Source organism: Streptomyces sp. NBC_00663, assembly GCF_036226885.1.
Lineage (GTDB): Bacteria > Actinomycetota > Actinomycetes > Streptomycetales > Streptomycetaceae > Streptomyces.
The window spans coordinates 3,618,811-3,633,208 of sequence record NZ_CP109027.1; the positions used below are offsets into that span (position 1 = coordinate 3,618,811).

At 71.4% G+C, this 14,398-nt stretch carries 13 protein-coding genes; 8 read left to right on the forward strand and 5 right to left on the reverse strand.

What is annotated here, in order from left to right; all coding sequences use genetic code 11:
* Positions 1-127 precede the first annotated feature (127 nt).
* Complete coding sequence (gene mmpB, locus OG866_RS16305) at positions 128-256, forward strand: morphogenic membrane protein MmpB (protein WP_256784129.1); 129 nt, start codon at positions 128-130, stop codon at positions 254-256.
* A gap of 22 nt (positions 257-278) precedes the next feature.
* The gene (locus OG866_RS16310; RefSeq protein ID WP_329335407.1) at positions 279-899 is read left to right on the forward strand and encodes a Maf family protein; all 621 of its coding nucleotides are present in this window, start codon (positions 279-281) and stop codon (positions 897-899) included.
* Here the strand turns inward: OG866_RS16310 and OG866_RS16315 are convergent.
* Positions 868-1,317: a hypothetical protein gene (locus OG866_RS16315; RefSeq protein ID WP_329335409.1), complete on the reverse strand. Its 450-nt coding sequence runs from the start codon at positions 1,315-1,317 to the stop codon at positions 868-870. The genes OG866_RS16310 and OG866_RS16315 overlap by 32 nt on opposite strands.
* Positions 1,318-1,681: 364 nt before the next feature.
* Here OG866_RS16315 and OG866_RS16320 point away from each other — a divergent pair, with 364 nt between their 5' ends.
* Together OG866_RS16320 and OG866_RS16325 are read left to right on the forward strand one after the other, a co-directional pair.
* Positions 1,682-3,457 (forward strand): acetyl/propionyl/methylcrotonyl-CoA carboxylase subunit alpha, encoded by a 1,776-nt coding sequence (locus OG866_RS16320; protein ID WP_329335410.1) that lies wholly within the window; start codon positions 1,682-1,684, stop codon positions 3,455-3,457.
* 533 nt (positions 3,458-3,990) lie between these two features.
* On the forward strand, positions 3,991-4,533 hold the full coding sequence (locus OG866_RS16325) for a TetR/AcrR family transcriptional regulator (RefSeq protein ID WP_329344133.1): 543 nt from the start codon (positions 3,991-3,993) through the stop codon (positions 4,531-4,533).
* 111 nt (positions 4,534-4,644) lie between these two features.
* Here the strand turns inward: OG866_RS16325 and OG866_RS16330 are convergent, their stop codons facing one another.
* Together OG866_RS16330 and OG866_RS16335 are read right to left on the reverse strand one after the other, a co-directional pair.
* Positions 4,645-5,622, reverse strand: a complete 978-nt coding sequence (locus OG866_RS16330) for a DeoR/GlpR family DNA-binding transcription regulator (RefSeq protein WP_329335412.1) — start codon at positions 5,620-5,622, stop codon at positions 4,645-4,647.
* A 166-nt stretch (positions 5,623-5,788) separates the two neighbouring features.
* Entirely contained in the window at positions 5,789-7,237 is a 1,449-nt protein-coding gene (locus OG866_RS16335; RefSeq protein ID WP_329335413.1) for an NAD(P)H-quinone dehydrogenase, read from the reverse strand.
* 98 nt (positions 7,238-7,335) lie between these two features.
* Between OG866_RS16335 and OG866_RS16340 the strand changes: the two genes are divergently transcribed.
* The 4 genes from OG866_RS16340 (at position 7,336) to OG866_RS16355 (ending at position 11,890) form a co-directional block, all read left to right on the forward strand.
* Complete coding sequence (locus OG866_RS16340) at positions 7,336-7,773, forward strand: gamma-glutamylcyclotransferase (RefSeq protein WP_329335415.1); 438 nt, start codon at positions 7,336-7,338, stop codon at positions 7,771-7,773.
* 112 nt (positions 7,774-7,885) lie between these two features.
* Positions 7,886-8,710, forward strand: a complete 825-nt coding sequence (locus tag OG866_RS16345) for a purine-nucleoside phosphorylase (protein WP_329335416.1) — start codon at positions 7,886-7,888, stop codon at positions 8,708-8,710.
* A gap of 220 nt (positions 8,711-8,930) precedes the next feature.
* Positions 8,931-10,562 carry a phospho-sugar mutase gene (locus OG866_RS16350; RefSeq protein ID WP_329335417.1) on the forward strand — a complete coding sequence of 544 codons (1,632 nt, stop codon included), beginning with the start codon at positions 8,931-8,933 and terminating at the stop codon, positions 10,560-10,562.
* 158 nt (positions 10,563-10,720) lie between these two features.
* On the forward strand, positions 10,721-11,890 hold the full coding sequence (locus OG866_RS16355) for a hypothetical protein (protein WP_443063530.1): 1,170 nt from the start codon (positions 10,721-10,723) through the stop codon (positions 11,888-11,890).
* Between the two features lie 9 nt (positions 11,891-11,899).
* Here OG866_RS16355 and OG866_RS16360 read toward each other — a convergent pair whose 3' ends face one another.
* Together OG866_RS16360 and OG866_RS16365 are read right to left on the reverse strand one after the other, a co-directional pair.
* Positions 11,900-13,540: a hypothetical protein gene (locus tag OG866_RS16360; RefSeq protein ID WP_329335419.1), complete on the reverse strand. Its 1,641-nt coding sequence runs from the start codon at positions 13,538-13,540 to the stop codon at positions 11,900-11,902.
* Positions 13,541-13,643: 103 nt separating this feature from the next.
* Positions 13,644-14,297, reverse strand: a complete 654-nt coding sequence (locus OG866_RS16365) for a PH domain-containing protein (protein WP_329335421.1) — start codon at positions 14,295-14,297, stop codon at positions 13,644-13,646.
* Positions 14,298-14,398 lie beyond the last annotated feature (101 nt).

Consider the following 14,398-nt stretch of genomic DNA (forward strand, 5'->3'; position numbering starts at 1 on the left):
CACGACCTTCCAAACGGGACCAGAGTTCCTTTAGCAAGAGACACATTAACGGAACCGCGGACCCTTTTGGTGAAGTTGAGTACGCGTACTCAGGCGCCGCCCCACCCCCGCGCCGCACGCTGGATCCATGCTCTGGTCCGACCCCGAGAACGAACCGCCCAAGGAACTGCGCGACATGCAGGAGATGTTGCGGAGACTGGGTCTGTTCCTGGCGTTGGCCATGGTGCTGGCGATGATCGTGCTCGGCACGAAGTGACGGGCGCCGATACCCTGACCGCATGACTGCTCAGCCACGCCGCCGACTCGTCCTCGCCTCCCAGTCCCCCGCCCGGCTGAATCTCCTGCGGCAGGCCGGACTGGCGCCCGAGGTGCTCGTGAGCGGCGTCAACGAGGACGCCGTCAGCGCCCCCACCCCGGCCGAGCTGGCGCTCGCGCTCGCCGAGGCGAAGGCCTCCGTCGTGTCGGCGAAGCCCGAGGTCAAGGGCGCGATCGTGATCGGCTGCGACTCGGTGCTCGACCTCGACGGCGAGGCGCTCGGCAAGCCCGCGGACGCCGAGGAGGCCACCGCCCGCTGGAAGGCCATGCGCGGGCGCGCGGGCACGCTCCAGACCGGCCACTGCATCTACGACACCGTCTCCGGCCGGTACGTCTCCGCCGTCGCCTCGACCGTCGTCCGCTTCGGCGAGCCCAGCGACGAGGAGATCGCCGCGTACGTCGCCTCCGGCGAACCCCTCTACGTCGCCGGGGCGTTCACCCTCGACGGCCGCAGCGCCCCGTTCATCGACGGCATCGACGGCGACCACGGCAACGTGATCGGCATCAGCCTGCCCCTCGTACGGAAGCTGCTGGCCGAACTGGGCATCGGGATCACGGAGTTGTGGGCGCCGGCGGAGAACTGACCGGAATGGCATCCTCCTTGGGCTCCTGAGGACGGTCGTACGTCATCAGGAGCAGCACGATCAGCGCCAGTACGACCACCATGAACGCGAACTCGGCCGGACCCAGCAGGCCCCACGCGAACGCGCCCAGCAGAGCGTGCACCACGGCCGCGCTGATCAGCAGGATGCGCCCGAAGCCGGCCGGGGCGCGGTCGCGCAGGGCGACCAGCAGCGCGACCAGGCCGCAGAAGGCGAAGTAGAGGCCGAAGACGACGCCGCCGATCTTCGAGGAGATCGACATCATGTCGGGGTCGAGGCCGGCCAGGGACATGTCCTGACGGTCGACGACCACCCCGAGGAACCAGTTGACCGCCGCGATCCCGAATGCCTCCGCGAAGAGGACTATCGCCACGATCCACGCCACCGGCCTGCGCACCACCGGCCCCCACCCACTCTCAAGCCGAGCCCTGGTTACTCCAAGTACGTTCGATACAGCCCGAACGCTACTAACGGGTAAACCGTGGGACAAGGGTTCTGCGAGCGGCAAAGAATCATTGGGCCATTCGTAGGGACTCCACAAAGAAACGGAGTGGCCCGCAGCACGTGGTGACAGAGACCTTGACCACAAGGGAGGGCTAGGGTTTCCCGGAGGAGTCCTGCGTACCGAAGCGCGACAAGGGATTTCGCGGGTCGAGCGAGCCTCGAATCACGCTCCGTGTGGGCAAGCTCACCATTGGGGACGGGTCGTAGTGCCGTGTCGGCAGTCCCTAAACTCGGCTTGTTTCAAGGAGGGAGCCTCAATCGTGCGCAAGGTGCTCATCGCCAACCGTGGCGAAATCGCTGTCCGCGTGGCCCGGGCCTGCCGGGATGCCGGTATCGCGAGCGTGGCCGTATACGCCGACCCGGACCGGGACGCTCTGCATGTCCGCGCCGCGGATGAGGCGTTCGCCCTGGGCGGTGACACCCCGGCGACCAGCTATCTGGTGATCGACAAGATCCTGAACGCGGCCCGGGAGTCCGGGGCCGACGCCATCCATCCCGGCTACGGCTTCCTGTCCGAGAACGCCGAGTTCGCGCAGGCGGTCCTGGACGCGGGCCTGATCTGGATCGGCCCGCCGCCGCAGGCCATCCGCGACCTCGGTGACAAGGTCGCCGCCCGGCACATCGCCCAGCGCGCCGGCGCGCCGCTGGTCGCCGGTACGCCGGACCCGGTCTCCGGGGCCGACGAGGTCGTGGCGTTCGCCGAGCAGCACGGCCTGCCGATCGCCATCAAGGCCGCCTTCGGTGGCGGTGGCCGTGGTCTGAAGGTCGCCCGGACGCTGGAAGAGGTCCCGGAGCTGTACGAGTCGGCGGTCCGTGAGGCCGTGGCCGCGTTCGGCCGGGGCGAGTGCTTCGTCGAGCGCTACCTCGACAAGCCGCGGCACGTGGAGACGCAGTGCCTGGCCGACACCCACGGCAACGTGGTCGTGGTGTCCACGCGTGACTGCTCGCTCCAGCGCCGCCACCAGAAGCTGGTCGAGGAGGCGCCCGCGCCGTTCCTCTCCGACGCCCAGGTCGCCGAGCTGTACGCGTCGTCGAAGGCCATCCTCAAGGAGGCCGGCTACGTCGGGGCGGGCACGGTCGAGTTCCTGGTCGGCATGGACGGCACGATCTCCTTCCTGGAGGTCAACACCCGTCTCCAGGTGGAGCACCCGGTCACCGAGGAGGTCGCCGGCATCGACCTGGTGCGCGAGATGTTCCGCATCGCCGACGGCGAGGAACTCGGCTACGGCGACCCGGAGCTGCGCGGCCATTCCTTCGAGTTCCGCATCAACGGCGAGGACCCGGGCCGCAACTTCCTTCCGGCCCCCGGTACGGTCACCACGTTCGCCCCGCCGTCCGGCCCGGGTGTCCGCCTGGACGCGGGCGTCGAGTCCGGCTCAGTCATCGGCCCGGCCTGGGACTCCCTGCTGGCCAAGCTGATCGTCACCGGCGCCACCCGTGCCCAGGCGCTCCAGCGGGCCGCCCGCGCCCTGGAGGAGTTCCAGGTCGAGGGCATGGCGACGGCGATCCCCTTCCACCGCGCGGTCGTCAAGGACCCGGCGTTCGCACCGGAGCTGACCGGCAGCGAGGACCCGTTCACGGTCCACACCCGCTGGATCGAGACCGAGTTCGTCAACGAGATCAAGCCCTTCGCCGCCCCCGCCGACGCGGAGTCGGACGAGGACGACAAGGACCGCGAGACGATCGTCGTCGAGGTCGGCGGCAAGCGCCTCGAGGTCTCCCTGCCGTCCTCGCTCGGTATGACGCTGGCCCGCACCGGCCTCGCGGCGGGCGCCAAGCCCAAGCGCCGCGCGGCCAAGAAGTCCGGCCCCGTCGCCTCCGGCGACACCCTCGCCTCCCCGATGCAGGGCACGATCGTCAAGATCGCCGTCGAGGAGGGCCAGGAGGTCAAGGAGGGCGACCTGGTCGTCGTCCTGGAGGCCATGAAGATGGAGCAGCCGCTCAACGCGCACCGCTCCGGCACCATCAAGGGGCTGTCCGCGGAGGTCGGCGCGTCGATCACGTCCGGCGCCGCGATCTGCGAGATCAAGGACTGACCTCGTAAGAAGGCCGTACGGCATACCGGGGCGCCCGGCGGACTGGAGCAGTCAGTCCGCCGGGCGCTCCGTGCTTCCCCTGAGGCGATGGTCTACGAGGTGCTGCGGACGCGTATTCGAAGGCCACGGCGAGCAGGACGGCGCCGACGAGGACCGAGCCCCACAGACCGAGCCTGGCGGAACGCGCGGTGGTGTCGTACGGGCTGGTCAGGATGACGTAGTGGCCATGGAATCCCCCTGAGGTCGCCTCTCTTCGGAGCGCCTCACGCCAGTGAACCGAGCCGACCTGGCCGGTGACCATCCGTCAGTTCTGGGGTCGCGGCGGCCGCCTCCAGCTTCCGGTGCAGGGAGGCGATGCAACCGCGCACGGTGGTCTCAGCGTGCCCCGGCAAGCCCGGGCGGCCGTCTCCGATGGCATCCTGGAGGCATATCGGGGGCGTGCGAGAGGGCAGGTGGGAGCCATGGTGAGCGCGATCTCAGGGGAGACCGCGGGGAACCGGGAGGCCTGGGCGGCCCCCGCACCGACCCGCGCCATGCGCGCCGACGCCCGCCGCAACTACGAGCGCCTCCTCACCGAGGCCCGCTCGGCGTTCGCCGCGCACGGCGCGGAGGCGTCCCTGGAGGACGTGGCAAGACGCGCGGGCGTCGGCATCGGCACCCTCTACCGCCACTTCCCCAACCGCAACGCCCTGCTGAGCGCGGTCTTCGAGGACGCGGTGGCGGACCTGCTGGCCCGCTCCCGCGAACTCCTGACCGACCCGAACCCCTGCGCGGCCCTGGTGACCTGGCTGCGCGAGATCGTCACGCACGCCGGCGAGTACCGGGGCCTGGCACGGCAGTTGATGTCGGTGACGTCCGACGACGGCTCGGCCCTGGCGAGATGCAGCGACCCGATCAGGGAGGCGGGCGCCGCGCTGCTGACCCGAGCACAGGAGGTGGGCGCGGTAAGGGAGGACGTGGCGATCGCCGACCTCCTCCAACTGACGCATGCGATCGCACTGGCAGCGGAGGAGACCCCGGGGGACGAGAACTTGGCGGACAGATTGTTGCAACTGACGCTGCGGGGGCTTACCTAGGGGCGCGGCGCTGTGTCGATTTGCGGCTCCGCCGCGTGGGCGCGACCAGCCACATACGACCTGCGCTCGCGCACTTACACGAACCCCTACGGCGACTGGGCGTCGGCGACCCTAACGTCGCCGCATATCAGCAACCCGCGCCCGCTGCTGCTCAGCCCCCGGCGCCTCGGACGTCAGCGTCCGCAACCCGGCCCCCGGAACCTGCCCCCGCCGAGGCCCCGGCAGGGCCACGTCACGGCGACCTTGGCGCGGGGGGACGGAATCACCCCCCGAGGCCCCTGAGACCCCCGAGGCCCCCGAGTTTCCCGACGCCCCCGCGACAGCGATCTGCACCCCCTGGTCGGCCAGCGCCTGCAACTCCGTACCGGCACGGTCGTCATGAGCCGGCGGCTCATCGGTCACCAACCGTGTGATCACATCCGTAGGCACGGTCTGGAACATGGTGTCCGTACCGAGCTTGGTGTGATCGGCGAGCACCACGACCTCCGCCGCGGCCTGCACCAGCGCCCGGTCGACGGACGCCGACAGCATGTTGGACGTGGACAGCCCGCGCTCCGCGGTGAGACCACTGCCGGACAGGAAGGCCCGCGACACCCGCAGCCCTTGCAGGGACTGCTCCGCACCGGAACCGACCAGCGCGTAGTTGGAGCCCCGCAGCGTGCCGCCGGTCATCACGACTTCCACCCGGTTGGCATGGGCCAACGCCTGAGCCACCAAAAGGGAGTTGGTGACGACGGTCAGCCCGGGTACGCGAGCGAGCCGGCGGGCCAGCTCCTGTGTCGTCGTACCCGCCCCGACCACGATGGCTTCGCCTTCTTCGACGAAGTTCGCGGCGAGGTCGGCGATGGCCGTCTTCTCGGCGGTCGCGAGATGTGACTTCTGCGGAAAGCCGGACTCCCGCGTGAACCCGCCCGGCAATACCGCACCGCCATGTCGGCGGTCGAGGAGTCCTTCTGCCTCCAGTGCGCGCACGTCCCGCCGTACGGTCACTTCGGAGGTCTGGACGACGCGGGCGAGCTCACGGAGCGACACGGCCCCGTTCGCTCGCACCATTTCGAGGATCAATTGGCGACGTTCTGCAGCGAACACGAAACTGACAGTAACGCGGACGACCGTCTGCTTTCAGCAGTATGCGCCGAATAAACGAAGTTGTTCGCACGGCAGAGTCGGAAGTGGTATAGGGCCTAATCGCCCCGACTATGCCGCACGAATGGTCGACAACTCCCTGTGACCAGCGGGGAGTCGGTTTCGGCCGTCAGGCCCCGCCGGTTTCCTTCCGGGTGTGGAGCTGACGCGCCACCTCGGCGATCGACCCCGAAAGGGAGGGGTACACGGTGAACGCGTTCGCGATCTGTTCGACGGTCAGGTTGTTGTCGACCGCGATCGAGATCGGATGGATCAGTTCCGAAGCGCGCGGCGCGACGACCACACCGCCGACCACGATGCCCGTGCCGGGGCGGCAGAAGATCTTGACGAAGCCGTCGCGGATGCCCTGCATCTTCGCGCGCGGGTTGCGCAGCAGGGGCAGCTTCACGACCCGCGCGTCGATCTTGCCCGCGTCGACGTCGGCCTGGGTGTAGCCGACGGTCGCGATCTCCGGGTCGGTGAAGACGTTGGAGGAGACGGTCTTGAGGTTCAGCGGGGCCACCGCGTCGCCCAGGAAGTGGTACATGGCGATACGGCCCTGCATGGCGGCGACGGACGCGAGGGCGAAGACGCCGGTCACGTCACCGGCGGCGTACACACCGGGAGCGGTCGTCCTGGAGACCTTGTCGGTCCAGATGTGCCCGGAGTCGCGCAGCTTGACGCCGGCCTCCTCCAGGCCGAGGCCCGCGCTGTTGGGGATGGCGCCGACGGCCATGAGGCAGTGGGAGCCGGTGATGACGCGGCCGTCGGAGAGGGTGACCTCGACCCGGTCGCCGACCCGCTTGGCGGCGGCGGCGCGGGAGCGGGCCATGACGTTCATGCCGCGGCGGCGGAAGACGTCTTCGAGGACGGCGGCGGCGTCCGGGTCCTCGCCGGGCAGCACGCGGTCGCGCGACGACACGAGCGTGACCTTGGACCCCAGCGCCTGATAGGCACCGGCGAACTCGGCACCCGTCACACCCGACCCGACCACGATGAGCTCTTCCGGCAGCTCGGTCAGGTCGTACACCTGCGTCCAGTTGAAGATGCGCTCGCCGTCGGGCAGCGCGTCGGGCACCTCGCGCGGGTGGCCGCCGGTCGCGATGAGGACGGCGTCGGCGACGAGGGTCTCCTCGGTGCCGTCGGCGGTGCTGACGATCACCTTGCGGGAGCCGTCCAGGGCCTGCATGCCCTCCAGGCGGCCCCGGCCGCGCATGACCCGGGCGCCGGCGCGGGTGACAGAGGCGGTGATGTCATGGGACTGAGCGAGGGCGAGCCGCTTGACTCGCCGGTTGACCTTCCCCAGATCGACCCCGACCACCCGGGCGGCCTGCTCCAGGGGCGGGGTGTCGTCGGCCACGATGATGCCGAGCTCTTCGTACGAAGAGTCGAAGGTGGTCATCACCTCGGCCGTAGCGATAAGGGTCTTCGACGGCACACAGTCGGTCAGCACCGACGCTCCGCCCAGACCGTCGCAGTCGACGACGGTCACCTCCGCGCCGAGCTGCGCTGCTACCAGCGCCGCTTCGTATCCGCCGGGTCCGCCACCGATGATCACGATCCGAGTCACGTACTCCATTGTCCCGCACGCTTCAAGGTGCTACTGCCCGGGGGCCCGGCCCGAGACGCCACTGTTACGGGAGTGACGCCGGATGCGGCTGCCGTACCCTCTCCTGCATGTCGCTCTACGCCGCCTACGCCGGCAATCTCGACGCCCGGCTGATGACGCGCCGCGCACCGCACTCGCCGCTGCGCGCGACGGGCTGGCTGAACGGCTGGCGGCTCACCTTCGGCGGCGAGCAGATGGGCTGGGAGGGCGCCCTCGCCACCCTCGTCGAGGACCCCCTCTCCCAGGTCTTCGTCGCGCTGTACGACATCGCCCCGCCGGACGAGGACTCCATGGACCGGTGGGAGGGCGTCGGTCTCGGCATCTACCGCCGGATGCGGGTACGGGTGCACACCCTCGACACCGAGGAGTCGGCGTGGGTCTACGTCCTCGACGCCTACGAGGGCGGTCTGCCCTCCGCCCGCTACCTCGGCGAGATCGCGGACGCGGCCGAATCCGCGGGCGCGCCGCACGACTATGTGATGGAACTGCGCAAGCGCCCCTGCTGACCCGCGCAGTAACCGGAGTCACGCCCTTCGTTGGAAACGACAAGACAACGATCGCCATCCCGTTCGCTCTGTCATCTACGCGCGTAGGCCCAGACCGGCTACGCTCATCCGCGTGAACGCATCTCTTCTTCCGGACGACATCCAGGGCGACCCGCACGCCGCCGCCGACGCCGCCGCCGCGCGCCTGCGCGAACTGACCGGCGCCGAGACCCACGACGTCGCCCTCGTGATGGGCTCCGGCTGGGCGCCGGCCGTGGACGCCCTCGGCGCTCCCGACGCCGAGTTCCAGGTCACCGAGCTGCCCGGGTTCCCGCCGCCGGCGGTCGAGGGACACGGCGGCAAGATCCGCTCGTACCAGATGGGCGAGAAGCGGGCGCTGGTCTTCCTGGGCCGCACGCACTACTACGAGGGCCGGGGTGTCGCCGCTGTGGCGCACGGCGTCCGTACGGCGGTGGCGGCGGGCTGCAAGACGATCGTCCTCACCAACGGCTGCGGTGGCCTCCGCGAGGGCATGCGCCCCGGCCAGCCGGTCCTGATCAGCGACCACATCAACCTCACGGCGACGTCCCCGATCGTCGGCGCGAACTTCGTCGACCTGACGGACCTGTACTCCCCTCGGCTGCGCGCCCTGTGCAAGGAGATCGACCCCACCCTCGAAGAGGGCGTGTACGCGCAGTTCCCCGGCCCGCACTACGAGACCCCGGCCGAGATCCGCATGGCCCGCGTCATCGGCGCGGACCTGGTCGGCATGTCGACGGTGCTGGAAGCGATCGCGGCGCGTGAGGCCGGCGCGGAGGTGCTCGGCATCTCCCTGGTGACGAACCTCGCGGCGGGCATGACCGGCGAGCCCCTCAACCACGAAGAGGTCCTCCAGGCGGGCCGCGACTCGGCAACCCAGATGGGCGCCCTCCTGGCCCAGGTACTCGGCCGCATCTGACCGCCCCAGGGGGCTCCGCCCCCTGGACCCCCGACCTTCGCCCACCACACCCACCCGTCTCGGTCGGCTGGAAGGCTGGACCATCCAGTTGGCCGAGACGGGTGGGCGGGCGGGAAACGGGGGCCTGGGGGCGCAGCCCCCAGCGGGGTCTGGGGCAGAGCCCCAGGGACAGCAACCCCCCACGCACCCGCACCGCACAAACGACGAGAGGCTCACCCCGGTGCACGACGACCTCATCACCAAGGCCAGGACATGGCTCGCCGAGGACCCCGACTCCGACACCCGTGACGAACTCGGCAAGCTCATCGAGGCCGGGGACGTCACCGAGCTCGCCGCCCGCTTCAGCGGCACCCTCCAGTTCGGCACCGCGGGCCTCAGAGGCGAACTCGGCGCCGGCCCCCAGCGCATGAACCGCGCCGTGGTCATCCGCGCCGCGGCCGGCCTCGCGGCGTACCTGAAGAAGCAGGGAAACACCGGCGGCCTCGTCGTCATCGGCTACGACGCCCGCCACAAGTCCGCGGACTTCGCCCGCGACACCGCCGCGGTGATGACGGGAGCCGGACTCCGCGCCGCCGTCCTTCCCCGCCCCCTCCCCACCCCCGTGCTCGCGTACGCCATAAGGCATCTCGGCGCGGTCGCCGGAGTGGAGGTCACCGCCAGCCACAACCCGCCTCGCGACAACGGCTACAAGGTCTATCTCGGCGACGGCTCCCAGATCGTCCCGCCCGCCGACGCGGAGATCGCGGCGGAGATCGACGCGATCGCGAGCCTGACCGACGTCCCGCGCCCCGAGACCGGCTGGGAGACCCTCGACGACGCCGTCCTCGACGCCTATCTGGCCCGTACGGACGCCGTACTCGCGCAGGACTCCCCCCGCACCGCCCGCACCGTCTACACGGCGATGCACGGCGTCGGCAAGGACGTCCTCCTCGCGGCGTTCGCGCGAGCCGGCTTCCCCGCCCCGGAGCTCGTCGCCGAACAGGCCGAACCCGACCCGGACTTCCCGACCGTCGCCTTCCCCAACCCGGAGGAGCCCGGCGCGATGGACCTCGCCTTCGCGAAGGCCCGCGCCACGGACCCGGACCTGGTCATCGCCAACGACCCGGACGCCGACCGCTGTGCCGTGGCCGTCAAGGCGGACGGCGACTGGCGGATGCTGCGCGGCGACGAGGTCGGCGCGCTGCTCGCCGCGCACCTGGTCAGCCGCGGGGCACGGGGGACGTTCGCCGAGTCGATCGTCTCCTCCTCGCTCCTGGGCCGGATCGCCGAGAAGGCGGGCCTCCCCTACGAGGAGACCCTCACCGGCTTCAAGTGGATCGCCCGCGTCGACGGTCTGCGGTACGGCTACGAGGAGGCCCTGGGCTACTGCGTGGACCCGGAGGGCGTCCGGGACAAGGACGGCATCACGGCCGCCCTGCTCATCACCGAACTGGCCTCCGAGCTCAAGGAGGAGGGGCGCACGCTCCTCGACCTCCTCGACGACCTCGCCGTACAGCACGGCCTGCACGCCACCGACCAGCTCTCGGTGCGCGTCGAGGACCTGTCCGTCATCGCCGACGCCATGCGCCGCCTGCGTGAGCAGCCGCCGACCGAGCTGGCGGGTCTCGCCATCACCAAGGCCGAGGACCTCACCCAGGGCACGGACAAGCTGCCGCCCACTGATGGTCTGCGGTACACCCTCGAGGGCGCCCGCGTCATCGTCCGCCCCAGCGGCACCGAGCCGAAGCTGAAGTGCTACCTGGAGGTCGTCGTCCCCGTCGCGACGCACGCCGACCTCCCGGCGGCCCACGCCAGGGCGACGGACGTACTGGAGACGATCAAGCGGGACCTGTCGGCGGCGGCCGGCATCTGAGCCGTACGCCCCGTACGACCCGTACGAACGGGGTGTCCCGCCCGCCGGGGCACCCCATCGGGTGATTTCCCGCGCCCGCCCCCGCACGCTCCCCTCCGCGGACCCCGGCCCGGGAAACGGTGGACGGAAATCCGTCCCCCGAGCCCCGGAGCCGCCCCGTGTCCTCGACCGCCCCCAGCATCCCGGGCAGCCGGCGACCCGGCACCGCGCCCACGGCCCGCCCCGCCGCGCCCGCCCTGCGCCGGGCCTGCCCCGCCCTCCTCGCCTACGTCGCCGTACGCCTCCTGGGTCTGCTGTTCCTCTCCCTCTGGGCGCACCACCAGGGCCACGGCGTCTGGCCGATCCTGGCGACGCAATGGGACGCGGACTGGTACCTGGGCATCGCCGACCACGGCTACGCGCACGAGCTGGGCACCGCGTACGACGCGAACAACCTGGCGTTCTTCCCGCTCTACCCGGTGCTGGTGAAGGCGGTCGCGGCCGTCACCCCCGGCACCCGTGCCACCACGGGTCTGCTGATCGCCGTCCTCGCCTCGCTCGGCGCGGCCTGGGGCGTGTTCGCGGTGGGCGACCGTCTGCACGGCCGCCGCGCCGGCGTCCTCCTGACCACCTTGTGGGCCGCGCTCCCGGTGGGCCTGGTGCAGTGGATGGGCTACACGGAGTCCCTGTTCACGGCGTTCGCCGCCTGGGCCCTGTACGCCCTGCTCGCCGGCCGTCCGCTCACCGCGGCCTGGCTCGCGGTCCTGGCCGGCCTGACCCGCCCGACGGGCGTCGCGGTCGCCGCCGCCGTCACGGTGACCTGCCTGCTCTCCCTGCGCGCCCGCTTCTCCTGGCCCGCCCTCACGGCCGCCCTCGTGGCCCCGCTCGGCTGGTGCGGGTACGTCGGCTGGGTGGGCCTGCGTCTGGGCCGCTGGGACGGCTACTTCGCCGTACAGGCGCTGTGGCACAACGAGGTGGACGGCGGCCGGGAGACCCTGCGGCGGTTCCGGGAGCTGCTGGTGCGTGACTCGACGCCGGAACTGTTTCTCGTCCTGGTGACGTGCACGCTGCTGGTGTCGGTGGCGCTGTTCGCGCTGAGCCTCCGGGACCGCCAGCCGCTTCCCCTGGTCCTGTTCACCGGCGTGTTGCTGGCGATCGTCCTGGCCAGCGGCGGTGTCTACTTCCCGCGCGCCCGCTTCCTCCTGCCGGCGTTCCCGCTCCTGCTCCCCCTCGCCGTCCGCCTGCTGCGTCTCCCCGCCCACTACCGCGCGACGGCACTGGCGGCGGCGGTGCTGGGGTCGGCGTACTGGGGGGCGTACATGGTGCTGGTGTGGCCGAGCGCGCCGTAGGGCACGGGCCTACGGCATGAAGTAGAGGGCCGCCGTCCAGGCGAGGAGCAGCATCAGCGTCACCGGCCACAGCCGCCGGTCCCGCTCCCGTACGTCGATCTCGGCCGTCGGCCGGGCCGCCGGGTCCTTCCACATCGCGGTGATCTCTGCGGCGGCCCGCTCGTAGGGGTGGACGAAGCCGAGTCTGCGTTCCAGCCACCGCCAGCGCAGCCCGAATGCCGTCCACTCCGCGAAGGAGGCCCGCCGGCTGTCGATCCTCAGCTCGTTGCCCTTGCAGCGGACGATCCGGATGTGGTCCCACGCGACGTGCCGGGTGCTCCGCAGCCCGTTGAACCACAGCCCGGCGCGGTCCGCGCTGATGCGCCAGCCGACCCAGTACGTCAGCAGCCAGGCCCCGCAGAGCGCGAGGGCGGCGCCCAGGATCCACCGCCACACACCGGTCTCGTCCCACACCCACTGACCGGCCCACAGCAGGGCGGCCGTGGCGCTGAGCCAGTCGGGCCATCCGGCCCGCCAGCGCCGTACGGCGACCGGCTTCAGCACGGCGACCTCGCTCCGCCCCGCCTCCGCCTCGGCCCGCTTCTCCTTGGCCAACGCGCGGTTCACGGCACGGTCGGAGAGCGGCCGTACGGGCCCCGTGGAGTACTCCGCGACGGGCGGCTCGTCCGGGTCCTCGTCGGCGGCGAGGAGCACGATCTCGGCGCCGTCGTAGGGAGCCCCGTAGAGGACGGCCTCGCGCAGCGGCCCGGGAGCGTCGTCGTCGAGCCGGTCGAGGAGGGCGTTCAGCTCTTCCTCGTCGAGCTCGTCGTCGTCCTCGTCATCGGTGTCCGAGCCGCTCTCGTCCTCGTCGTCCATCTCCAGCGTGGAGACCGTGAACAGCGGTCGCAGCGCGGCTGTGTCGTCGGCGGCGAAGACCTCCGTGTCCACGTCCGCGTTCTCCCGCACCAGCACCCGCAGGACCGGCACCGGCGCCCGGCGCAGCGCGGCGGCACGGCGGCGGCCCAGCGCGGCGGAGAGCAGGACGGTGAGCCCGAGACCGGCCACGTAGAGGCCCGAGGTCGCGGCCCCCTCGCGGTCGACGACGTCGTCCCAGACGCCGGAGGTGACGATCGCCGCGACACCGGCCACCAGCACGGCGGAGCCGAACCAGGCCAGCCCCCTCCCGCGCGTCACCGGCAGATCGGCGTACGGCACCGGCGCGGTGACGCCTCCGGCCGCCGCGAGAGCCGCCTCGCGCTGCTGCTTCCGGGCGACGAGCCGCACCTCGGCGGTCCGTGCGCAGAGCCCCGCGAGGACGGGGCAGGCCAGGAAGAGCAGCCAGGGCGGCTCCAGTGCCAGGACCATGAAGACCACCGCCGGCGCGGTGAACCGTACGACCTCGGGCCGGGCCACCAGCCAGACCGGCTGAAGCGCCGCGAAAGCCGCAAGCAGGGGAGGTACGTCCCCGTCCGTGACGGCGACCAGCGTCAGCGCGGCGCCGAAGCCCAGCAGCACCACCGCCATCACGGCCTCGGTCCGCGGCCGCAGGGGCACCCGGCGCGGCGGAAGCGCCCGCGTCCAGTGCCGCGCCTGTTCCCCGCTCCAGGGCGCACAGCCTTCGGGTATCGCGGACGCGGGCAGCGGCAGGGGCCGCCGGGGATTCGTACTCATCGTCTTCCAGACACTCGGACCACGCGGTTGGTTGCGGTCCTCGGGTCCGTCACTACCGAGGTGCGGGGCAGATCATCACCCCGGAAACGGTGAACCCCGTGGGTCAGCCCGTCGCGATCAGGATCGCCAGCAGCACCGCGCCGGCCGCCACCGGCGCCAGCACCTCGTACGCCCAGCGCACCGACACCTCGCCCTGCGCGCTCTCCGCCTTCTCCCGCGACTCCCACAGCTCGCGCAGCTCGTCCATGACCTTGTCGGTCTCGGCGCGCAGCGGACCGTCGGCGGCATCGGCGGCGGCAGCGGTGGAACCGGCGCCCGGGAATCCGAGGCCGCCCATCCCCCGGGAACGCCCGCCGCCACGCGGCCCGCCCGCCTCCGCCCTGGCCGTGCGCCGGGCCGCCTTCTTGCGGGCGCGCAGGGACACCGGGATGGACCAGAGCTGGTACTTGGTGCCGGAGGCGGTGACGACCTCGTTGGAGTAGCTGGAGCGGAAGGCGGCGACCTGGCCCCAGGGCAGCACGATCACGCGGAACGGGTTGCGGACGCGCATCCGGTCCTCACCGGCGAAGACGGCCGGGCGCAGGGTGAAGGCGACGACCAGCGGGATCACCAGGATCATCGCGGCGAGCGCCAGCCAGGGCGTCCGGCCCGTGCCCTGGACCAGGGCGTCGATGCCGAGCCACACGGCGATGGCGAGCAGCAGCAGGCCTCCGGCGATGGCCGCGGGTGAGCGGTAGATCCGGTCCTTGGTCGTCATGGGCCCGATTGTGCCCGACGGCTGCGGCGGCGCTCATAAGTGGTGGGGCCGGATGAGATGAGCAGCCGGGGCTGTACAGCCGCTACGCGCGTAGATATGCT

Coding starts and splice junctions, on each gene's coding strand:
- mmpB (WP_256784129.1), top strand. CDS start 128: ATGCTCTGGTCCGACCCCGAGAACGAACCGCCCAAGGAACTGCGCGAC.
- OG866_RS16310 (WP_329335407.1), top strand. CDS start 279: ATGACTGCTCAGCCACGCCGCCGACTCGTCCTCGCCTCCCAGTCCCCC.
- OG866_RS16325 (WP_329344133.1), top strand. CDS start 3,991: ATGCGCGCCGACGCCCGCCGCAACTACGAGCGCCTCCTCACCGAGGCC.
- OG866_RS16335 (WP_329335413.1), bottom strand. CDS start 7,237: ATGGAGTACGTGACTCGGATCGTGATCATCGGTGGCGGACCCGGCGGA.
- OG866_RS16340 (WP_329335415.1), top strand. CDS start 7,336: ATGTCGCTCTACGCCGCCTACGCCGGCAATCTCGACGCCCGGCTGATG.
- OG866_RS16360 (WP_329335419.1), bottom strand. CDS start 13,540: ATGAGTACGAATCCCCGGCGGCCCCTGCCGCTGCCCGCGTCCGCGATA.
- OG866_RS16365 (WP_329335421.1), bottom strand. CDS start 14,297: ATGACGACCAAGGACCGGATCTACCGCTCACCCGCGGCCATCGCCGGA.